The organism is Rubrivivax sp. JA1055, assembly GCF_020966565.1.
Taxonomy (GTDB): Bacteria; Pseudomonadota; Gammaproteobacteria; order Burkholderiales; family Burkholderiaceae_C; genus Rubrivivax; species Rubrivivax benzoatilyticus.
On sequence record NZ_JAJKFP010000001.1, the window covers coordinates 250853 to 272893 of the forward strand.

At 73.7% G+C, this 22041-nt stretch carries 15 protein-coding genes; 9 read left to right on the plus strand and 6 right to left on the minus strand.

Annotated elements, in window-relative coordinates:
* The first annotated feature begins 103 nt into the window (after positions 1-103).
* Positions 104-2617: a GspE/PulE family protein gene (locus LOC65_RS01075; RefSeq protein WP_230246285.1), complete on the plus strand. Its 2514-nt coding sequence runs from the start codon at positions 104-106 to the stop codon at positions 2615-2617.
* 125 nt (positions 2618-2742) lie between these two features.
* The gene (locus LOC65_RS01080; RefSeq protein ID WP_230246286.1) at positions 2743-3783 is read left to right on the plus strand and encodes a substrate-binding domain-containing protein; all 1041 of its coding nucleotides are present in this window, start codon (positions 2743-2745) and stop codon (positions 3781-3783) included.
* On the opposite strand, the gene LOC65_RS01085 is transcribed toward LOC65_RS01080, so the two are convergent.
* From LOC65_RS01085 to LOC65_RS01095, 3 genes are all read right to left on the minus strand, one after another.
* Positions 3780-5945 carry a TonB-dependent receptor gene (locus LOC65_RS01085; protein ID WP_230246287.1) on the minus strand — a complete coding sequence of 722 codons (2166 nt, stop codon included), beginning with the start codon at positions 5943-5945 and terminating at the stop codon, positions 3780-3782. The two genes, LOC65_RS01080 and LOC65_RS01085, sit on opposite strands and share 4 nt — an antisense overlap.
* A gap of 68 nt (positions 5946-6013) precedes the next feature.
* The gene (locus tag LOC65_RS01090; protein WP_009856426.1) at positions 6014-7015 is read right to left on the minus strand and encodes a sodium:calcium antiporter; all 1002 of its coding nucleotides are present in this window, start codon (positions 7013-7015) and stop codon (positions 6014-6016) included.
* Positions 7012-9732, minus strand: coding sequence for an HAD-IC family P-type ATPase (locus LOC65_RS01095; RefSeq protein WP_230246288.1), 2721 nt, complete (start codon positions 9730-9732; stop codon positions 7012-7014). The genes LOC65_RS01090 and LOC65_RS01095 overlap by 4 nt, the downstream gene beginning before the upstream one ends.
* Positions 9733-9937: 205 nt before the next feature.
* Here LOC65_RS01095 and LOC65_RS01100 point away from each other — a divergent pair, with 205 nt between their 5' ends.
* On the plus strand, positions 9938-10414 hold the full coding sequence (locus LOC65_RS01100) for a hypothetical protein (protein WP_230246289.1): 477 nt from the start codon (positions 9938-9940) through the stop codon (positions 10412-10414).
* A gap of 36 nt (positions 10415-10450) precedes the next feature.
* Here LOC65_RS01100 and LOC65_RS01105 read toward each other — a convergent pair whose 3' ends face one another.
* Genes LOC65_RS01105 through LOC65_RS01115 form a run of 3 tightly spaced genes read right to left on the minus strand, consistent with a single transcriptional unit; the run spans position 10451 to position 13438 of the window.
* Positions 10451-11644, minus strand: coding sequence for an SUMF1/EgtB/PvdO family nonheme iron enzyme (locus LOC65_RS01105; protein WP_230246290.1), 1194 nt, complete (start codon positions 11642-11644; stop codon positions 10451-10453).
* Positions 11641-12276: a response regulator transcription factor gene (locus tag LOC65_RS01110; protein ID WP_009857431.1), complete on the minus strand. Its 636-nt coding sequence runs from the start codon at positions 12274-12276 to the stop codon at positions 11641-11643. The genes LOC65_RS01105 and LOC65_RS01110 overlap by 4 nt, the downstream gene beginning before the upstream one ends.
* A 25-nt stretch (positions 12277-12301) precedes the next feature.
* Complete coding sequence (locus LOC65_RS01115) at positions 12302-13438, minus strand: response regulator (RefSeq protein WP_029718953.1); 1137 nt, start codon at positions 13436-13438, stop codon at positions 12302-12304.
* Between the two features lie 217 nt (positions 13439-13655).
* Here LOC65_RS01115 and LOC65_RS01120 point away from each other — a divergent pair, with 217 nt between their 5' ends.
* The 6 genes from LOC65_RS01120 (at position 13656) to LOC65_RS19435 (ending at position 21982) form a co-directional block, all read left to right on the plus strand.
* A complete protein-coding gene (locus tag LOC65_RS01120) occupies positions 13656-14117 on the plus strand; it encodes a hypothetical protein (protein ID WP_009857433.1) in 462 nt (153 codons plus the stop codon).
* Positions 14118-14171: 54 nt separating this feature from the next.
* Positions 14172-14534: a response regulator gene (locus LOC65_RS01125; protein WP_009857434.1), complete on the plus strand. Its 363-nt coding sequence runs from the start codon at positions 14172-14174 to the stop codon at positions 14532-14534.
* 40 nt (positions 14535-14574) lie between these two features.
* A complete protein-coding gene (locus tag LOC65_RS01130; protein WP_029718952.1) occupies positions 14575-16728 on the plus strand; it encodes a chemotaxis protein CheA in 2154 nt (717 codons plus the stop codon).
* A 122-nt stretch (positions 16729-16850) separates the two neighbouring features.
* Positions 16851-18464: a methyl-accepting chemotaxis protein gene (locus LOC65_RS01135; protein WP_230246291.1), complete on the plus strand. Its 1614-nt coding sequence runs from the start codon at positions 16851-16853 to the stop codon at positions 18462-18464.
* A 58-nt stretch (positions 18465-18522) separates the two neighbouring features.
* Positions 18523-20295: a methyl-accepting chemotaxis protein gene (locus tag LOC65_RS01140; RefSeq protein ID WP_230246292.1), complete on the plus strand. Its 1773-nt coding sequence runs from the start codon at positions 18523-18525 to the stop codon at positions 20293-20295.
* A 37-nt stretch (positions 20296-20332) separates the two neighbouring features.
* The gene (locus LOC65_RS19435; protein WP_310736910.1) at positions 20333-21982 is read left to right on the plus strand and encodes a methyl-accepting chemotaxis protein; all 1650 of its coding nucleotides are present in this window, start codon (positions 20333-20335) and stop codon (positions 21980-21982) included.
* Positions 21983-22041 lie beyond the last annotated feature (59 nt).

Below are 22041 nucleotides of genomic sequence, written 5' to 3' on the forward strand. Positions count from 1 at the left end.
CCAGTTCGAGGTTTCGGCGCCGGCCCGCGCGCCTAGCATCGACGCACGGCGCAATGGACCGGGCAGGCGCCCGGCCGCCCGGAGAACCCACCGAGCCTCCGCCATGACCGACCTGTCCCTTCCCCCGCACTCCTATCCCGGCGACTCCATCGGCGGCGAGCCCACGCCCGGCGCGCGCCACGAGGCTTTCGCCTGGCCGACGCCGCCGCTGCCCGGCTACCCGCCGCCGGCGCGCGCGACGCAGCCCGAGGCCTGCGAGGTCGAGGGCCACAACGGCAAGGTGATGGTCGGCCGGCTGATGTACTTCCATCCTGCCGACGGCCTGCTGAAGCTGCGTGTGGCCGCCTCGCGCATGACGGTGACGCTGCGTTTCGACCAGTTCCGCCGGCTGCGCCTGCTGCATCCGCTGGCGCCGGTGCCGGCCGATGCCGATGCCGACACCGTGGCCGACGGCAGCGACGCGCGCCCGGCCGAGCCGTTCGCGCTGCTGTTCAAGGACGGCACGACGGTCGAGGGCCTGACGATGGGCCACGAGGAGACCGAGCACGGCCTGTTCGTCTTCGAGCCGCTGGACCTGGCCGGCTCGGTGCGGCGCAGCTTCTTCCCGAGCGCCAGCTACCGCCGCGCCTCGCTGGGCGGCAGCGCCTGGGCCGAGACCGACGCCGTCGCGCTCGACGAGGCCCCGCCGCCCGCGACGCCGGCCGCGCCCCCGGCGGTCTGCCAGACGCTGGGCGTGCGCCCGGTGGCGACGATCGAGGACCTCACCCAGGCCATCGACGACCAGGCACGCATGCCGATGGTGCGCATCGGCGAGGCGCTGATCGCGCTGGGCTTCATCACCCCGCGCGAGCTCGACGGCGCGCTGGAGCAGCAGAAGAACGAACGCGGCGTCGCGCTGGGCCAGCTGCTGGTGCGCCAGGGCGTCGTCTCGCAGGAGAACCTGCAGACCGCGCTGGCGCGCAAGATGCGCTACCCGGTGGTCGACGCGGGGAGCTTCCCGATCGAGGCCCGCGCGCTGCAGCGCCTGCCCTACGCGATCGCCTCGCGGCTGACGGCGCTGCCGCTGATCCTGCACGGCGGCCGCCTCGTCGTCGCGCTGGAAGATCCGTCGCAACGCCTGACGATCGACGAGATCGAGTTCGCCTCGCAATGCAAGGTGGTGCCGGTGCTGGCCCGCGCCGGCACGCTGGCCGCGGCGCTGCACGCGGCCTACGACAAGGTCGGCGCCGTCGACCTGTCGCTGCGCCGCCTGGGCGACGGCGGCGCGGCGACCGAGTTCGAGCCCGAGGACGCCGGCAAGCTGCTGGCGTCGCTGGAGCAGACGCCCGAGGTCAAGGGTGCCGAGGACGACGGCCCGAGCATCGAGCAGAGCGACAACTCGCTGGTGCGGCTGATCAACACGATGATCCTCGAGGCCCAGGCCCAGGGGGTCAGCGACATCCACGTCGAGACCCAGCCCGGGCGCGAGAAGGTGCGCATCCGCTTCCGCAAGGACGGCCAGCTGCGCCCCTACCTGGAGCTGCCGCCCACCTACCGCAACGCGCTGCTGGCGCGGCTGAAGATCATGTGCGACCTCGACATCAGCGAGCGCCGCAAGCCGCAGGACGGCAAGATCAACTTCGGCCGCTTCGTGCCCGGCCAGCGCCTGGAGCTGCGCGTGGCGACGATCCCCACGCACAGCGGCCTCGAGGACGCGGTGCTGCGCCTGCTGGCCAGCGCCAAGCCGCTGCCGCTGGACAAGCTGGGGCTCAGCGCGAACAACTTCGAGCGCTTCAAGGCCGTCGTCGCACGCCCCTACGGCATGGTGCTGTGCGTCGGCCCGACCGGCTCGGGCAAGACGACGACGCTGCACTCGGCGCTGGGCTACATCAACACCCCCGACCGCAAGATCTGGACGGCCGAGGACCCGATCGAGATCACCCAGGCCGGGCTGCGCCAGGTGCAGGTCAACCCGCGCATCGACTGGACCTTCGCCAAGGCGCTGCGCGCCTTCCTGCGTGCCGACCCGGACGTCATCATGGTCGGCGAGATCCGCGACCAGGAGACCTCGCAGGTCGCGATCGAAGCCTCGCTGACCGGCCACCTGGTGCTGTCCACGCTGCACACCAACAGCGCCCCGGAGACCGTGACCCGGCTGCTGGACATGGGCATGGACCCGTTCAACTTCGCCGATGCGCTGCTCGCCGTGCTGGCCCAGCGCCTGGTGCGCCGGCTGTGCCCCGACTGCCGCCAGCCCTACGACGCCGGCGAGGCCGAGCTCGCCGAGCTGCTGGCCGACTACCGCCACGCGATGGGCGACGCCGAGAACGTGCCTGGCGAGGCCGAGGTGCTGGCCGACTGGCGCCGCCGCCTGACCACGCCCGAAGGCCGCTACAAGCTCTACCGCCCGGCCGGCTGCCCCAAGTGCGACGGCAGCGGCTTCCGCGGCCGCGCCGCGATCCACGAGCTGATGACCGTCTCGCGCCGCATGCGCCAGCTGATCCAGACCGGCGCACGCGCCGAGGAGCTGCAGCGCTGCGGCCTGTCCGAGGGCATGCGCACGCTGCGTCAGGACGGCATCGAGAAGGTGCTGGCCGGCGTGACGACGCTTGAGGAAGTGCGCGCGGTCTCCAACTGAGCGCGGCGAGACGGGTTCGCCGCCGCGCGGCTTCGCTGCGTTGACCCGGCACCCTCAAGCAAGCTAGGGAGCGCCCATCCCCCGACGGGACGAGGCGCCCGACGCGGGTTAAGGTGGGCCGAACCATGCGAGCCCAGGGTGTCCACCTCCACCACGCGCTGCAGAGCGGCCGCCAGCACGGCGGCGAACTCGGCCATCCGCTGTTCGAGCTGCTGGCGGCGGTGCAGGCCTCGGGTTCGATCCAGCGTGCAGCGGCCTCGCTGGGCGGGTCCTACCGCCAGGTCTGGGCTTCGCTGAAGCGCTGGGAGTCCGGGCTGGGCCGGCCGCTCGTCGTCTGGACCCAGGGCCACCCGGCGCGGCTGACGCCGCACGCGCAGGCGCTGCTGGCCGAGGAGCGCCTTCTGCGCGCCCGCCATGCGCCGCAGATCGCGGCGCTGCGTGCCGAGCTCGAGCGCCTGTTCGAGTTCGCCGCCGGCGACGAGACGCTGCGGCTGGAGCTGCCCGCGGTGCCCGATCCGGCGCTGGCCCTGCTGCGCGAGGCGGCGGCCGAGCGCCACGGCCTGAACCTCGTGCTGCAGCCCTGTGCCGGCGCCGACGCCGTGCACGCGCTCGCCCAAGGCCGCACGGCGCTGGCGGCCTTCGCGCTGCCCGAGGGCCCGGGCGACGAGCCGGTGCCGGCCGCGGCGCAGGCCCTGCTCGCGTCCGGCCGCTTCACGACGCTGCTGGCGCTGCGACGCACGCTGGGGCTGATGGCCGCGCCGCAGGCGCTGCCCGGCGGCGTCGCCGCGGTCGTCGCGGCGGGCCTGCGGCGGGCCGGCCGGCCGCCGGGCTCGTCGGCCGAGCTCGGCTGGCTGCGGCTGTGCCGGGCCGCGGGCCTCGTGCCGCCGGCACCGGCCCGCGTGGAGCCCACGCACGAGGCGGCCGCCACCGCCGTCGCCCAGGGCCTGGCCGACACCGCGTTCGGCTGCGAGACGGCGGCCGCGGCACAGGGGCTGGCCTTCCGGGCGCTGGCGCACGACCGGCTGCTGCTCGTCGCCGCCGCCGCGCCGGCCGACGCGGCGCGCGAGACGCTGGACACGGTGCTGGCCGACGCCCGCTGGCGCCAGGCGCTGTCGGCGCTGCCGGGCGTCGAGCCGCTGCCCGCCACCGAGGCCGCGGACTCCTAGATCGCGCCGCACCAGCGCAGCGCCAGCAGCGCACTGCGCGGCGCGCCGGTCTCGAAGAAGCGGCCGTTGGCGTCGTTGACGATCAGGCTGCCGGCGTGGTCGCGGTCGAAGACGTTGTCCACGCGGACCAGCAGCTCCAGCCGCTGGCCGTCGGCCACCGCCAGCGTGTGGCTCCAGCGCAGCGCCGCCAGCGCGTAGCCGGCGGCGAAATCGCTGTTGCGGTCGTTGGCCGCGGTGCGGCCGGCGGCACGCCATTCGACGCCCCACTCGCCGAGTGCCGCGCTGCGCCAGGACGCCTCGGCGAAGGCGCTGGCGCGCCGGGTGCCGGCGATGCGCTGGCCCGCCGGCACCGTGGTGTCCGGCGCCGGGCACGGGATGCCCGAGCAGCTGCGGAAGTCGTCGCGGTAGCGGGCGTCCAGCAGCGTCAGCGCCCCGCGCGTGCGCCAGGCCGGCGCCGGGCGCCAGCCGGCAGCCAGCTCGGCGCCGCGGCGCAGCGTGCGGCCGACGTTCTGGTACGAGGCGCGGCCGCCAGCGTTGCTGGCGATGCCGATCTCGTCGTCGACCCGGGTCTCGAACAGCGCGACATCCAGATCCAGCGTGTCGCCGGCGCGCCATTTGGCGCCGAGCTCGAGCTGGCGGCTCTTCTGCGGCTGCAGCGCCGCGTTGAAGCCGCTGGTGCCGTCGGGCCGGTAGGCCAGCTCGCCCAGCGTCGGCGCCTCGAAGCCGCGCGCCGCCGACACGTGCAGGTTCAGCCCCGGCGCCGCCTGCCAGCGCAGGCCCAGCACCGGGTTGGCATAGCCGAAGGACAGGTTGCCCGAGTCGTCGCCGTTGCTCAGGTAGCGGTCGTCGGCAGAGAGTGTGACGCGGCCGGCGCGCAGGCCGGCGCTGGCCGCCCAGCGCGACGCGAAACGCCATTCGGCCTGGGTGAAGAGGTCGCGCGTGCGGGCGCGGTCGATCTCGTCGCGCCGCAGGTCGCCGATCACGCCGTAGACCGGGTTGCCGGCGCCGTCGAGCAGGTAGTTCTCGTGGCCGCGGCGGTCGTCGCGCTGGTCCTCGATCGCGGCGCCGGCCAGCAGGTCGACGGCCTCCCAGGCCCAGCGCCACTGCGCCTGGGCGCCGCGGTAGTCGCGGTCGACATCGGCGACACCACCGCCGTGGCGCGGGTTGTCCTGCGTCGTCCTGGAGATCGCCAGCCATTGCGTGACGCTGCGCTGTCCGGCATAGGCGCTGGCCTCGAACTCGCGCAGCGCGCCGTCGGCGAAGCGGTGGCGCCAGTTCACCCCCAGCTGGTCCTGCCTGGAGCGTTTGCGCGTGTCGTAGGTCTCGGCCTCGGGCGCGGTCTGGCGCGGGTTCTGGTCGAACTGCTCGCGCTCGAGGCCCAGCGGGTCGTCGGCCGGCTGCTCGTAGTGGCTGGCGCTGGCGATCACGGTGTCGGTTGCACCGCGCCAGCCGACACGCAGGCTGGCCAGCCGGCGTTCGGCTTCGCCGTGCGGGCGGTAACCCTGCCAGTCCATCGCCGAGCCCGCGGCGCGGATCTCCCAGCCGCCGGCCAGCGGCGTCTGCACCGCGGCGCGCCACTGGCGCAAGCCATCGCTGCCCAGGTCCAGCCCGGCCTCGGCCTCGGCGCGGCGCACCGGCGCGCTGAACACCGAGATCACGCCGCCCGAGCTGTTGCCGTAGAGCGCCGAGAACGGCCCGCGCAGCACCTCGATGCGTTCGGCGCCGGCCAGGTCGATGTGCGAGACCTGGCCCTGGCCGTCGGGGCCGCTGGCCGGGATGCCGTCGGCCAGCAGGCGCAGGCCGCGCACGCCGAAACCGGCCCGCGCGCCGAAGCCGCGCGAGCTGATCTGCAGGTCCTGGGCATAGTTGCCGCGGTTGGCGACCACCAGCCCGGGCACCCGCGCCATCACCTCGCTGAGGTTGATCATCGGCCCGGCCCGGCGCAGGTCTTCGGTGCCGACGACGCCGATCGCGTACGGCGCGTCGAAAGCCAGGCGCTCGGCGACCGAGCCGGTGACGACGATGGTCTCGGTCTGCGCCGCCAGCGGCCCTCCGCCCAGGCCGGCCAGCGCCGCCAGCAGCGGGGCCGCCAGCAGACGCGGCCGGCGGCGGCCGGCGCGGGGACGGGACGGACGGTACGGGCGGCGGCTGGCGAGGGCCATGGGCACGGCGGGGCGGGAGGCGGCGTTGGCGGTGATCGTGTATCGCACCCCGGAATACCCGCTGCGGATCAGGCCGCGGCGCGGTAGATCAGCACCGCATTCACCGCGTAGACCACCAGCAGCCCGAGGCTGACCCCGCTGAACAGGCCCAGCACCCGCTGCCGCGGCCGCAGCACCAGGCCGACGATGACCAGGCCGGTCATCGCCAGCGCCGCCGCGGCGGTGCCCGCATGCGCCGGCGCCGCGTCGGCCAGCAGCGGGCCGCGCGTGTAGGCCAGGTCGTCGACGGCCAGGATCAGCACGTTGAACAGGTTGCTGCCCAGCAGGTTGCCGACCGCCATGTCCAGCGCGCCCAGGCGCAGCGCCGACACCGTGACCGCCATCTCCGGCAGCGTGGTCACCAGCGCCATGAACACCGTGCCGACGAAACCGTGCGACAGGCCGAGCGCGCCGGACAGCCCGTCGGCCACCTCGGGCAGCCAGGTGCCCGCCGCCAGCACCACCGCCGCGGCGGCGCCAAAGCGCCGCCATTCGTGCCGCACGGCCGCCGCCGGCGGGCGCGGCGCGGGCGCCGGCCCGGTGGGCCGCGTGTGTTCGTGCACGAACACGCTGCGCAGCGCGAGCAGGTACAGCGCCAGCAGCACCGGGCTGTACAGGCCCACGCCCAGCAGCTGCGGCGCCGCGGCGCCGCCGACCAGGCTCATCGCCGCGAAGCCGAGCATCAGCACGCCGAAACCTGCCGACAGCAGGTGCGTGCCGCCGGCGCGCCGGTACAGCGGCTCGCCGCGCTGCAGCAGGTCGACCACGGCCAGGAACACGAGGTTGACGACGCAGGCGCCGAGCGCGTTGCCGACCGCCAGGTCGGGCTCGCCGACCAGCGCCACCGCGCTGACGCCCGAGGCCAGCTCGGGCAGCGAGGTCACGGTGGCCAGCAGCGCCAGGCCCACCCAGCCGCGGCCCCAGCCGTAGGCTTCGGCCAGCGTGTCGGCGCTGCGGCTGAGCACGAAGCCGGCGCCGGCGATCGCCGCGGCGCAGAGCACGAACTGGATCGACAGCCAGGCCAGGCTCATCGCCGCCCCCCGCGCGCACGCAGCTTACGCGCCTCCTCGGCCCACAGCACCAGGCTGGCCAGCGCCAGCAGCGGCAGCAGCGAGGCCGGGGGCAGCGGCACGGTGTGGAACAGCGCGTTCATCGGCGGCAGGTAGAGCACCGCGGCCTGCAGCGCCACGCTCAGCGACAGGCCGCCGACCAGCCAGCGGTTGCGCAGCAGCCGCGGGCCCAGCGCCGAGGCCGTGGCCGACTGGCAGTTCAGCACGTTGAACCACTGGCACATCGCCAGCACGGTGAAGGTCTCGGTGCGCACCAGGTCCTCGGGCACGCCCTGGGACAGCCGCCAGGCGAACCAGCCGAAGGTCACCGCGGCGATCATCGGCGTCATCAGCGCCACGCGGCGCAGCAGCGCGGCGCCCAGCAGCCGGTCGTCGCGCGGCACCGGGCGGCGGCGCATCTCGTCGCCGTCGGGCGGGTCCATCACCAGGTTCACCGTCACCGTGCCTTCGGTGACGATGTTGATCCAGAGGATCTGCACCGCCGCCAGCGGCAGCGGGAAGCCGCCCAGCAGCGCCAGCAGCAGCACCAGGACCTCGGCCATCGAGGTCGCCAGCAGGTACAGGATGACCTTCTTCAGGTTGCCGTAGACCACCCGCCCCTGCTGCACCGCGCCGACGATGGTGGCGAAGTTGTCGTCGGTGACGACGATCTTGGCCGCGCTCTTGGCGACCTCGGTGCCGGTGATGCCCATGGCCACGCCGACGTCGGCACGCGCCAGCGCCGGCGCGTCGTTGACGCCGTCGCCGGTCATCGCGACGACCTCGCCGCGCGCCTGCAGCGCCTCGACGATGCGCAGCTTCTGCGCCGGCTGCACGCGTGCGAAGACGGCGATCGACGGCAGCGCCTCGCGCAGCTCGGCCTCGCCCATGCGCTCGAGTTCGGGGCCGTCGACGGCCCGGCTGGCGCCGCCGCCGTCGCCGTCGTCGGCGATGCCCAGCGCGCGCGCGATCGCCAGCCCGGTGAGCTTGTGGTCGCCGGTCACCATCACCGGGCGGATGCCGGCGCGGCGGCATTCGGCCACCGCCTGCCGGACTTCCTCGCGCGGCGGGTCGATCTGGCCGGCCAGGCCGAGCAGGCGCACGCGCCCGGCCAGCGCGTCGAAGCCGGCCGCGGCGTCGAGCGTGTCGTCGTCGACGCAGCCGAAGGCCAGCACACGCAGCGCGCGCGTGGCCATGGCCTCGGCCTGGGCGCGCGCGGCCGCCAGCGTCGCCGCGTCCTCGCCGTGGGCCAGGCGCAGCAGGGCCTCGGGCGCGCCCTTGAGCAGCACGCGGCGCGGCGCGCCACCCAGGCGGTGGCGGGTGGCCATCAGTTTGGTGTCGGAGTCGAACGGCAGCTCGGCCTCGCGCGGCGCGTCGCGGCGCAGCGTGGCGGGGTCGGCACCCGCCTTGGCGGCCAGCACCAGCAGCGCGCCTTCGGTCGGGTCGCCGAGCACCGTCCAGGCGGCGTCGCCGGCCGGCGGCTGCAGCTCGGCGTCGTTGCACAGCACCGCCGCGGCGAGCAGCCCGGCCAGCGCCGGGTCCCGGGCGTCGACGGGCCGGCCCTGCTCCAGCAGCCGGCCTTCGGGTGCGTAGCCGATGCCGCCGACGGCGATCTCGCGCGGCGTGCCGTCGCCGGGCAGCCAGAGCTCGACCACGGTCATCTCGTTGCGGGTCAGCGTGCCGGTCTTGTCGCTGCAGATCACCGTCGTCGAGCCCAGCGTCTCGACCGCCGACAGCCGCCGGATGATGGCGCCGCGCTCGGCCATGCGCTGCATGCCCACCGCCAGCGCGATCGTCATCGCCACCGGCAGGCCCTCGGGCACCATCGAGACCATCTGGCTGATCGCCACCATCAGCACCTCGGGCAGCGGCAGCGCACGCCACAGCCCGAGCAGCACGACGAGCACGAACAGCCCGAGCGCCGCGGCCACCAGCGCCCGGCCGAACTGCTCCAGGCGCAGCTCCAGCGGCGTCTTGGGCTCCTCGGCACGTTCGGTCAGGCCGGCGATGCGGCCGACCTCGGTGTGCACGCCGGTGGCCACGACGACGGCGCGGGCACGGCCGCCGGTGACGTGGGTGCCCGAATAGACCATGTCGTGCCGGTCGGCGAGGCCGATGACCTCGGGCAGCGGGGTCACCGACTTGGACACCGGGACCGACTCGCCGGTCAGCGCCGCCTCGGCGACCTGCAGCTGCACCTGCTCGACGAGGCGGGCGTCGGCGGCCACGGCGTCGCCGGCGGCCAGCAGCATCAGGTCGCCCGGCACCAGCTCGCGCGCCTCGACGACCCGCTCGGCACCGTCGCGCAGCACGCGCACGTGCAGCCCCGACAGCCGGCGCAGCGCCGCCATCGAGCGCTCGGCGCGGCCCTCCTGGAAGCTGCCGATCAGCGCGTTGACGACGACGACGGCCAGGATGACACCGGCGTCACCGTGGTGGCCCAGCGCCACGGCCAGCACCGCGGCAGCGAACAGGATGTAGATCAGCGGGCTCTTGAACTGGCGCAGCAGGCCCAGCCAGGCCGGCCGCGGCGGCGCTTCGGGCAAGGCGTTCGGGCCGTGCTCGGCCAGCCGGCGCGCCGCGGCGGCGCCGTCCAGGCCGCGCTGCGGGTCGGTGCCGCAGCGGCGCAGGGCTTCGTCGGCGTCCAGCGCGTGCCAGTCGGTGACGGCGCAGGTGCGCTCGGGGGTCGAGGGCGGCACGTCGGGGCCTTTCGTCTCGATGCCGGGTGTGTTCGATTCTGCGCAGGGTCCTGGCCCGACGGCAGCGGGGGTTTTGCAACCGCTGCGCGACGTCAAGCGAGACGCCGGCCGCGAGCCGGCGGGGGAACTTCCCGCCCCGGCGCGGCTCCGTGGCAAGGGATGGCCAGGCCACGGGGGCGTGGCGGCCGCCGCGAAGGAGCACTCGATGACGACCCACGACTCACGGCCGCCTCGAACCGCGGCAGCCCACGCGCTCGCCGTGATGGTCGCGGCCAACGGCCGCGCCGACCCGCGTGAACTGCAGGCCCTGGAGGATCTGCAGGCTTTCGGCCGCCTCGGCGTGCCGCGGGCCCGTTTCGAGGCCCTGGTGCACGAATGCCTGCACGAGGTCGGCAGCGGGCTGGCCGGCAGCTCCTGGCTGCACGCACGCGACCAGGCCTACGTCGACCGCCTGCTCGACGCCGTCGCCGACCCGCAGGAGCGGCTGCTGGTCTGTCGCCTGGCCGCCGCCGCGCTGACCGCCGACGGCCAGGTCTCCTGGGACGAGCGGCTGGTCTTCGACCACGCGCTGGCCCGCTGGCACGTCAGCCGCGCGATGCTGACCCAGGCCATCCTGCACGACGGCACCCCCGCCGCCGGACGCCACGCACGCCCGCTCGTCGCGCACCCGGCCGCCGGCTGAACGGCGCCGCTGCAAAAGGCAAGACCTGACCCCCGCTCAGATCGCGCAGGAGCGGAAGCCGCAGAACATCGTGTCCGCCTCGGCGGGCGCGAAGCGCCGGGCCTTGGGGTGGGCCTGGCGCAGCCGGGTCATCCAGGACGCGCCGCGCAGCACGGCGGCGGGGCGTGCGGGCAGCGGGTCCAGAGCCGACGCGCCGGCGGCATGGCCGGGCCAGGGCCGGGCGCTGCCGGCCACCCACTCGAAGACCTCGCCCCAGGCGAAACCGCGGCCGGCCGCCTGCTGCGCGGCGCACTCCCACTCGGCTTCGGTCGGCAAGCGCCGGCCGGCCCAGCGGCACCAGGCCTCGGCTTCGTGGCGGCTGAGATGCAGCGCCGCCTGGGCGGGCGCGGCGCGGCGCAGCTCGCCATGGCGCTGCACCAGCACGCCGCCGCGCAACTGCTCGACGTGGCGCGGCGCGCGCCGGCCCTCGGCCTGCAGCCAGGCCCAGCCGGCGGGGCTCCAGCACTCGCGCCGGTCGTAGCCGCCGTCTTCGGCGAACTCGGCATAAGCCGCCCACGACACCGGCCGGGCGTCGATCTCGAACGCCGGCAGCGCCACCTCGTGCGCCCAGCGTTCGTTCTCGGGCACCGCGCCGCCGGGCTGCGAGCCCAGCATCCAGCGCTGCGCCGGCAGCCGCAGCGGCTCGCGCGCGGCCAGCGCCGGCGGTTCGCGCCAGGGCAAGGGCGGCTCGCCGCCGGCATGCAGCTGCAGCGCCGCGGCGCGTTCGGCCAGCGCCTCGCCGAGCCGGTCCTCGTGGCGCAGCGCACAGCGGAAGACGTGCAGCCCGGCGTCGTCGGCGTGCGCCGATCCCAGCAGGTCCAGCGTCGTCTCCAGCGTCTGCGCCAGCCAGGCCCGCAGCGCGGCCGGCGTCGGCGCCGGCGCGGCGCCGGCCAGCCAGGCGTCGATCGCCGCGTCGGCCGGCGGCAGCCGCAGCGCCGAGGCGTCGGCGGCCTCGCCACGCTGGCGGCACACGTTGCGCGCGATCCAGCGGTCCTGCCAGGCACCGGCGCGTGCGGCCAGCGCCAGCGGCGACGGGCCGCCATCGGCGCGGGACAGCGCGTCGCGGGTCTCGAAGGCCACCAGCCAGCGCAGCGTGTGGTTGCGTGCGTCGATCAGCGCCAGCGACAGCAGCTCGGCGCCGGCGACACGCATCGCCTGCGCGTCGTCGAGCGCCGCAGCGCGCGGCTTCACGAGCCGACGAGCCCGTTGCGGATCGCGTAGACCGTCAGTTCGGAGTTGTTCGCCAGCTGCAGCTTCTCGAGCACGCGCGCGCGGTAGACCGAGACGGTCTTGGGGCTGAGCATCAGCTCTTCGGCGATGTCGGCCAGGCGCTTGCCCGAGGCGATCATCACCAGCGTCTGCAGCTCGCGGTCGGAGAGCTTCTGGTGCGGGGTCTCGAGCACCGGCGCGGTCAGGCTCTCGACGAGCATCTGCGCGATCTCCGGCGTCACGTACTTGCGCCCCTGGGCGACGGTGCGCACCGCGTCGACGATCTGGCGCGGCTCGCCGCCCTTGTTGACGTAGCCGAAGGCGCCGCCGCGCAGCGCGCGGATCGCGTACTGGTCTTCGGGGTACATGCTGACGATCAGCACCTTGACCGGCGAGCCCTCGTCCTTCAGCGCGTGCAGCGCGTCCAGCCCGCTGCGCCCGGGCAGGTTGATGTCCAGCACCAGCACGTCGCAGCTCGTGCCGCGCATCAGCGTGCGCAACTCGCCGTAGTCGCCGGCCTCGCCGACGACGCGGATGTCCGGGGCGTCGGACAGCGTGTCGCGGATGCCGCGGCGGATCAGCGCGTGGTCGTCGCAGAGGATGACGTCGATCATCGGGTCGCTCCGGGACTGCGGGCCGCTACAGCGAGGCCCAGGCCGAGGGATCGTGCTCGCGGTCGTCGCGCGCCGGGTCGAACACGGTGCCGGCACCGGCTTCCAGCGGCACCGACAGGATCAGCGTCGTGCCGCCGGGGCCGCTGCTCAGGTCGATCCAGCCGCCGACGGTGGCCGCGCGCTCCTTGAGACCGCGGATGCCGAAGCTCTGCGCCTTGGCCAGATCCTCGGCCGACAGGCCGCGGCCGTTGTCGCTGATCTCCAGCGACAGCACGCCGCCGGTCAGCGACAGGTCCAGCGAGACCCGCGTCGCCTGCGCGTGCTTGGAGATGTTGGTGAGCGCTTCCTGCGCCGTGCGGTACGCCACCAGCGGCACGCCCAGCGGCAGCTGTGGCTTCTCGTGGCTGGTGCGGAAGGCGCAGGGCACGCCGCTCCTGCGCTCGAAACGCCCGGCCAGCCACTGCAGCGCCGGCACCAGGCCCTGCTCCAGGATCGCCGGGCGCAGGTTGTGCATGATGCGCTGGCTGGCCTCGATGGCGTGCGTCACGGTGTCCAGCGCGCTCAGCACGCGGGTCTTCAGCTCCGGCGTGGTGACACGCTGGCCGATCCAGTGCAGGTCGAACTTCAGCGCGGTCAGCGAGCCGCCGACGTCGTCGTGGATCTCGCGCGCGATCGCGTTGCGCTCGGCCTCGACCGACAGCTGCAGATGCTGCGCCAGCTCCGACAGCCGCTCCTGCGAGGCCTGCAGTTCCAGGTCGGCGCGCAGCTTGGCGCGCCGCGTCTCGGCGGCGGCGATGGCGTGCTCGATCGCCGGCGCCAGCCGCGCGAGGTTGTTCTTCAGCAGGTAGTCGCTGGCGCCGTTGCGCATCGCCTCGACGGCCGTGTCCTCGCCGATCTCGCCGGAGACCAGGATGAAGGGCACCAGGCAGCCGCGCTCGCGCACGATCTCCAGCGCCTGCAGCCCGGTGAACGACGGCAGGTTGTAGTCGGACAGGATCAGGTCCCAGGGCCGGCCCAGGGCCTCGACGAAGGCGTCGCGGCTGTCCACGCGCTCGACCTGCACCTGCAGCCCGGCACGGCGCAGCTGCGCCATCGCGAGCGCGTGGTCGGCTTCGGAGTCCTCGAGGTGCAGCAGGCGCACCGGCGGCGAAGGAGCGCTCATCCGTGAAGTATCGCGCACCCTGCGCACCGCCCCCGCCCGGGGGGCCCGCCGGGAGCACAGAAATATGACGCGAATCACCGCGTCTTCCGCTCAATGTTTGCGGGGCGCGTGCCGAAAATGGGTCGGAAGAGGCCCGGCTGGCCGCATCAGGCTTGCACCAACACGGTGCATCCGCGGCCGGACGAGGTCGAACAAGAACCGAACACCCGGAGTCCGGATGCTCTCCCAGGAACCTCACGACACGGCACACGAAGGCACGATGCCGTTGCTGGCCGCCGCGGACCTGCAGGACCACCTGCTCGTCGCCAGCAACGACCTCGACCGCCTCCAGCGCCTGCTCAGCGACGCCTGCGACTCGCTGCTCGTGCACTTCTACGGCGCGACGCAGGAGTTGAAGCAGCTGCTGCATTCGGCCGCTCCGCACCCCGAGCTCGACAGCCACCAGCTCCATGCCGCGATGGAGCACATGGCTGGCGCGATCACGGCGATGCAGTTCCAGGACATGGCCTCGCAACTGGTCCACCACACCTCCCGGCGCCTGCGCAACTGCGCCGACCGGCTGGCCCGCGACACCATGGGCGACGACGAGGACGGCGAGACGCTCGTCGAGGAGGCGCCGCTGCGCCCCAACCCCGTGACCCAGGACGAGATGGACGCCGGGTCCGTCGAGCTCTTCTGACCGCCCGGCGCATCCGCCCCCAGAACTCCAACCTTCCCCCCCGAGAGACCTCCCATGCACTCGATCCTTGCCGTTGATGACAGCGCCTCGATGCGCCAGATGGTGTCCTTCACGCTGAAGAACGCCGGCTTCCATGTCGTCGAGGCCGTCGATGGACAGGATGCCTACGAGAAGGCCAACCAGCGCGACTTCAACCTCGTGCTGACCGACCAGAACATGCCGCGCATGGACGGCATCAGCCTGACCAAGAAGCTGCGCGAGAACCCGAAGTTCAAGAGCACGCCGATCCTGATCCTGACCACCGAGTCGAGCGACCAGATGAAGCAGGCCGGCCGCGCCGCCGGCGCCACCGGCTGGCTGGTCAAGCCCTTCGACCCCGCCAAGCTCGTCGAGGTCATCGGCAAGGTCATTCGCTGAGTCCCGCGACGGGACCCCAGCAGGAACACGGAGCACGACCATGGCCGACACCCAACAAGAAGGCGCCCACCTGTCCGCCGGCATCGACCTCTCGCAGTTCTTCCAGGTCTTCTTCGAAGAAGCCGGCGAGAACCTCGAGACGATGGAGCAGATGCTGCTCAACCTCGACATCGAGAACGCGGACGACGAGGAGCTCAACGCGATCTTCCGCTGCGCGCACTCGGTCAAGGGCGGCGCCGCGACCTTCGGCTTCAGCGACATCGCCGAGCTGACGCACGAGATGGAGACGCTGCTGGACAAGCTGCGCCGCCACGAACTGGCGCCGACGGCGGCGATGGTCGACGTGCTGCTGGCCTCGGGCGACGCGCTGAAGGCGCAGCTCGCCCGCCACCAGGGCAACGGCGCCGACCCGGTGGACACGCGCGAACTGCTGGTGTCGATCCGCGCGCTGGTCACCGGCCAGGCCGCCGCCGCGCCGCTGCCGGCCGCGCCGGCCGCTGCCGCCGCAGCCCAGCCCGCTGCCGCGGCCGCCGCTGCGGCCCCGGCCCCGGTCGCCGCGCCTGCCGCCGGGGGGACGGCCGCGCGTGCGCTGGAGCTGACCGTCGGGCCGCTGGCCGACCCGGGCATGGCCGACAACCTGGTCGAGCTGTTCAAGGAGATCGCCGACCTGGGCACGATCGAGCCGCTGGACGCCGGCCGCGCCGCCGACGGCATGCGCCGCTTCAAGGTCGTCACGACGACGCCCGACAACGACCTGCTGGACCTGTTCACCTTCCACGTCGCGCGCGAGCAGCTGCGCCTGGGCCCGCTGGGCCCGGGCTACGGCTTCCACGCCGGCGCGCCCGGCGCACCCGAGCCGAGCAAGACCGAACCCGACCCCGGCTACGGCTTCTTCGACGACGCGCCGGGCGCGCCGTCCGAGGCCGCCGCCGCGCCCGCAGCGCCCGCCGCGGCAGCCGAGCCGGTGCGCGCCGCCGTGCCGGCCGCGCCGGCCCGCGCCGCCGCCCGGACCGACAAGGCCGCCGCGCCCGAGTCGAGCACGCTGCGCGTCTCGGTCGAGAAGGTCGACCAGCTGATCAACCTCGTCGGCGAGCTCGTCATCACCCAGGCCATGCTGGCGCAGAACAGCAAGGGCGTCGACGCCGCGCTGTACCAGCAGATGTCCTCCGGCCTGGCGGACCTGGAGCGCAACACCCGCGACCTGCAGGAAGCGGTGATGTCGATCCGCATGATCCCGATGTCGCTGGTCTTCAACCGCTTCCCGCGCATGCTGCGCGACCTCGCCGGCAAGCTCGGCAAGAAGGTCGAGCTGGTGCAGGTCGGCGAGGCGACTGAGCTCGACAAGGGCCTGGTCGAGAAGATCACCGACCCGCTGACGCACCTGGTGCGCAACAGCTGCGACCACGGCATCGAGCTGCCGGCCGAGCGCCTGGCCAAGGGCAAGCCCGAGACCGGCACGATCACGCTGATCGCCAGCCACCAGGGTGGCTCGATCGTCATCGAGGTGCGCGACGACGGCAAGGGCCTGAACCGCGAGAAGCTGCTGAAGAAGGCGCGCGAGCGCGGCCTGGACGCGCCCGACACGATGACCGACCAGGAGGTCTACGGCCTGATCTTCGCGCCGGGCTTCTCGACCGCCGACGTCGTCACCGACGTCTCCGGCCGCGGCGTCGGCATGGACGTCGTCAAGAAGAACATCACCGCGCTCGGCGGCACGGTCGAGATCGACTCGGCCGAGGGCTACGGCATGACGGTGCGCGTGCGCCTGCCGCTGACGCTGGCCATCATGGACGGCATGAGCGTGGGCGTCGGCGAGGAGTGCTACATCCTGCCGCTGTCCTCGGTCGTCGAGTCCTTCCAGGTGCAGCCGGGCATGATCAAGACGATCGGCGGCACCGGCCGCGTCGTCGAGGTGCGCGACGAGTACATGCCGGTCGTCGACCTGGAGCGCGTCTTCGACGTGCCGCGTTTCGACTTCGAGCGCGTCAGCAACATCATGGTCGTCGTCGAGGCCGAGGGCGGGCGCGTGGCGCTGCTCGTCGACGAGCTGCTCGGACAGCAGCAGGTCGTCGTCAAGAACCTCGAGTCCAACTACCGCAAGGTCGACGACGTCTCGGGCGCCACGATCATGGGCGACGGGCGTGTCGCGCTGATCCTGGACATCGGTTCTCTGGTTCGCCGCTCTAGACATTGATGGACCTGTGCCCCCGAGCTCGCTTGCGCTCGCTACCCCCCGAGGGGGCCGTCCGCCGACGGTCCGGCAAAGCCGGACCGTGGCGGGAAGCTTGATCCGATCAGCCCCTGGAAGTTAGCGCGATGAATGCACTGCTGGCCCTAATGCGCGGATTCACGATCCGCACCCGCATGCGCGGCGCGATTGCCGTCGTGCTGCTGTCCTTCGTCGTGGTCGGGGCCGCCGGGCTCGTCGGCGGGCTCGAGCTGCGCGAGCTGAACCAGAAGATCCTGGAGCAGTCGCGCGGCGAGCAGGCCGCGACGGCGGCGATCGACCAGCACATCGCGCAGGCCCGCCTGCACGAGAAGCAGATGGTCATCGACTACGAGGACAGCGCCGCGATCGCCAAGCACCGCCAGGAGTGGAAGCGCGAGATCGACGCCACCACGGCGGCGCTGAAGTCGCTGCTCGAAGGCGAGGACGACGAGGACAACCCGATCGCGCGCGGCGCCATCGAGCGCCTGGCCGAGTACGAGAAGGCCGCGGCGATGGTGCTCGACCGGGCGCAGCAAGGCGTGTTCGACAACGCCCGCGTCGTCGACCGCATGCTCGAGCGCGCAGGCGGCCACATCGCCGCCGTCGAGCAGGCCGCCGGCAAGATCCAGACGATCGTCATGGCCGAGAGCGCCGAGGCCGCGGCGCGGTTCGACGAGACGATGCAGCAGGCGCTGTTCGTCTTCGGCGGCCTGATCGCCGTCGTGATGCTGGTCATCACGCCGATGACGCTGGCCAACTCGCACTCGATCACCAGCCCGATCGACCACGCCCGCAAGGTGGCGCAGGCCATCGCCGACGGCGACCTGACGCGCCCGATCCAGCTGCAGGGCCGCGACGAGGCCAACGACCTGCTGGCCGCGCTGGCGCGCATGCAGGAGTCGCTGCAGCGCATGGTCGGCCAGATGCGCAGCTCGGCCGACAGCATCGAGCTCGCCAGCCGCGAGGTCGCCGCCGGCAACGCCGAGCTGTCCAGCCGCACCGAGCAGACCGCCGGCAGCCTGCAGCAGACCGCCAGCGCGATGGAGGAGATCACCGGCACCGTGCGCCAGAGCGCCGACGCCGCGCGCGAGGCCAGCGAGTTGGCCGGCAGCGCCGCCGAGGTCGCGCAGCGCGGCGGCGAGGTCGTCGGCCAGGTCGTGACGACGATGGACGAGATCAACGCCAGCTCGCGCCGCATCGCCGACATCATCGGCACCATCGACGGCATCGCCTTCCAGACCAACATCCTGGCGCTGAACGCCGCCGTCGAGGCGGCACGGGCCGGCGAACAGGGCCGCGGTTTCGCGGTCGTCGCCGGCGAGGTGCGCTCGCTGGCCCAGCGCTCGGCCGAGGCCGCGCGCGAGATCAAGGCGCTGATCGGGAACTCGGTCGAGAAGGTCGACACCGGCGCCCGCCTGGTCGCCGACGCCGGCACGACGATGGGCGAGATCGTCGCCAGCGTGCAGCGTGTCAACCAGATCATCGGCGAGATCAGCCGCGCCGCCGGCGAGCAGAGCTCGGGCCTCAGCCAGGTCAACGGCGCCGTCTCCGAGCTCGACGGCATGACGCAGCAGAACGCCGCGCTCGTCGAGCAGTCGGCCGCCGCCGCCGAATCACTGAAGGAACAGGCCGAGCGCCTCGGCGCGATCGTCGCCGCCTTCCGCACTGCCGCCGGCTCGCACGAGCCGGCGGCCAAGGAGCTGGCCACCCCGGTGGTCTGACGAGGCCGACAGGCCTCGACGGACCACCCAGGCAGAAGCTCGCCCCCAGGAGAAAACGATGAAATCCCTGTCCAACCTGCGCATCGGCACCCGGCTCGGGCTGAGCTTCGCGGCCGTGCTCGCGCTGATGGCGATCACGACGGCCGTCGGCATCAACGAACTGCGCAACATCGCCAGGCTGGGGGCCCAACGCGACGCCGCGATGTCGCGCGCCGCCGATCTCGAGACCTGGAAGTCCAACACGCGGCTGAACCTGGCTCGCGCGCTGGCCGTCGCGGCCGCGGGATTCCCGGAGAACGTCGTCGCGGTGGTCGACCCGCAGATGAAGCAGACCTCCGCGGAGATCGGCACGCTGCAGAAGGCGCTCGAAGCCAGCGGCGACTCGGCCGAGGAGAAGGCCGCGTTCGCCGACATCGCCGCCAAGCGCAAGGTCTACATCGACACGCGCAACCAGGCTTCGGCCGCCTTCAAGGAAGGCGCCGTCGCCGAGGGCGACCGCCTCGTCAACGGCCCGATGACGAGCACCGCCCAGGCCTATCTCGCCGCCATCGAGGCGCACCAGCAGCGCGCCAGGCAGCACGCCGACCAGCTCGCCACCCGGGTGAACGACAGCATTCGCACCGCGGTCTACACGCTCGCCGGCATGCTGGCCGCGGCGATCGCCGCCGGCATGGCGCTGGCCTGGTCGATGACACGTTCGGTGACCCGCCCGCTGGCCGAATCGATCGAGGCCGCGCAGCGCATCGCCGCGCACGACCTGACCCAGCCGGTGCCCGACACCACGCGCGCCGACGAGATCGGCACGCTGCTGCGCGCGCTGCGCGACATGCAGGCCAGCCTGACGACGATGGTCGAGCAGATCCGCAGCGGCACCGGCTCGGTGGCCGGTGCCAGCAGCCAGATCGCCGCGGCCAGCACCGACCTGTCCTCGCGCACCGAACAGACCGCGGGCTCGCTGCAGCAGACGGCCAGCACGATGGAGGAGATCACCGCCACCGTCGCCCAGACCGCCGACTCGGCGCGCCAGGCCAACCAGCTCGCCAGCAGCGCCAGCAGCGTCGCCCAGCGCGGCGGCGAGGTCGTCGCCCAGGTCGTGCAGACGATGGACGAGATCAACGCCAGCTCCAAGAAGATCGCCGACATCATCGGCACCGTCGACGGCATCGCCTTCCAGACCAACATCCTGGCGCTCAACGCCGCCGTGGAAGCGGCGCGGGCCGGCGAACAGGGCCGCGGCTTCGCCGTCGTCGCCGGCGAGGTGCGTTCGCTGGCCCAGCGCAGCGCCGAGGCCGCGCGCGAGATCAAGACGCTGATCGGCGGCTCGGTCGAGAAGGTCGAGTCCGGCGCCCGGCTCGTCGCCGACGCCGGCAGCACGATGCAGGAGATCGTCTCCGGCGTGCAGCGTGTGGCCGACATCATCGGCGAGGTGATGGCCGCGGCCACCGAGCAGAGCCAGGGCATCGGCCAGGTCAACGGCGCCATCGCCGGCCTGGACCAGATGACGCAGCAGAACGCCGCGCTGGTCGAGCAAAGCACCGCCGCGGCCGAGTCGCTGCGCGAGCAGGCCGAACGCCTGGCCGCGCTGGTGTCCGCGTTCCGCGTGCCGGGCTCGACCGGCCACGCCGCCGCGGCGCCCGAAGCGCCGAAGCCGGCCCCCGCACGCGCCCAGGCCGCCCCGGTGGCCAAGGCCGTGATCGCCCGCGCCCGCGACGGCGCCCGTCCCGCGCCGGCCGCCGCGGCAACCCCCGCCGCCGCCGCGCCGCGGCCGGCGCCGGCCGCCGCCGCGACGCCGCAGACCGCGCGGGCCGACGACGACTGGGAAACCTTCTGAGCCCACGAGGGCGTCGCCGCGAGACGACGCAAGCAGTATGAACATCGACTTCAACGACCGCGCGATGCTCGCCTCGATGGCGCTCGTCGTGCTCGGCGCCGTGGCCTACGGCGTCGCCTTCGACGGCCTGGGGCTCGCGCTCGGGCTGGGCCTGCTGCTGCTGGCCGCGGCGGCAGCGCTGGCCGGCCTCGGCGGCGGCAGCCGCAAGGCCGCCAGCTTCATCGGCCTGCCGGTGCTCGGCATGGCCGCCGTGGCGCTGCTGATCCATGTCGCGCGCGGCGCGGCCGAGGCGCACTTCGCGGTCTTCGCGCTGCTCGCCGCCACCGTCGTCTACCGCCGCTGGGAGGCGGTCATCGCCGGCGCGGCGACGATCGCCGTGCACCACCTGAGCTTCAACTACTTCCAGCAGTGGGGCTGGGGCCCGGTGTGCTTCACCGAGCCGAGCCTGCTGAAGGTCATCGAACACGCCGCCTTCGTCGTCGGCGAAGCCGGCGTGCTGGTGATGCTGGCGCTGCGCAGCCGCAGCGACTACCGCACCACCGACGAGCTCGTGGCCATCGCCGACGGCCTGGTCGACGCACGCGGCGACGTCACCTTCGCGCCGGCGCACCTGCCCGCGCAGTCGCCGGCCACGCACCGCCTGCAGCAGGCGCTGCGCCACGTCGAGAAGACGCTGGCCGAGGTGCGCGCGAGCGCCGACTCGATCCGCACCGCGTCCAACGAGATCGCCACCGGCAACCTCGACCTGAGCCAGCGCACCGAGCAGACCGCCGGCAGCCTGCAGCAGACCGCCAGCTCGATGGAGCAGCTGACCGGCAACGTGCGCCAGAGCGCCGACGCCGCGCGCCAGGCCAACCAGCTCGCCGGCAGCGCCGCCGACACCGCCCAGCGCGGCGGCGAGGTCGTGGCCCAGGTCGTCTCGACGATGGACCAGATCAACACCAGCTCGAAGAAGATCGCCGACATCATCGGCGTCATCGACGGCATCGCGTTCCAGACCAACATCCTGGCGCTCAACGCCGCCGTCGAGGCGGCGCGCGCCGGCGAGCAGGGCCGCGGCTTCGCGGTCGTCGCCGGCGAGGTGCGGGCGCTGGCCCAGCGCTCGGCCTCGGCGGCGCGCGAGATCAAGACGCTGATCGGCGACTCGGTCGACAAGGTCGAGGCCGGCGCCCGGCTCGTCGGCGACGCCGGCAGCACGATGCAGGAGATCGTCGCCAGCGTGCAGCGCGTCTCCGACATCATCGGCGAGATCAGCGCCGCCACCGCCGAGCAGAGCAGTGGCATCGCCCAGGTCAACGGCGCCGTCAACCAGCTCGACCAGATGACGCAGCAGAACGCCGCGCTGGTCGAGCAGTCGGCCGCCGCCGCCGGCTCGCTGCGCGAGCAGGGCACCCGCCTGGCCGAGCTGGTGGCCACCTTCCACCTGACCCAGACCGCCACGGCCACGCCGCCGGTGCTGGCGCGCGAGCTGATCGCCCGTGCCGGCGACAGCGCCCGCGCCGCGACGCCGCCGGCCGCGCCGAAGCCGCCGTCCAGGCCGGCCGCGACACCGGCCCGCGAGGCCGCGTCGCCGGAGCCGGCCGCCGCCCCGGTGCGCGCGCAGACGCCGCGTCCGACCGCCCCGGCGGCGCCCGCCTCGCCCGCCGCGCCGGCCGCACGCGACGACGGCGACTGGGAAACGTTCTGACGCCCGGCGTGGCATCTGCCACGCCCGCCCCGCTCAACTCGGCGCCGCGACGGTCGATA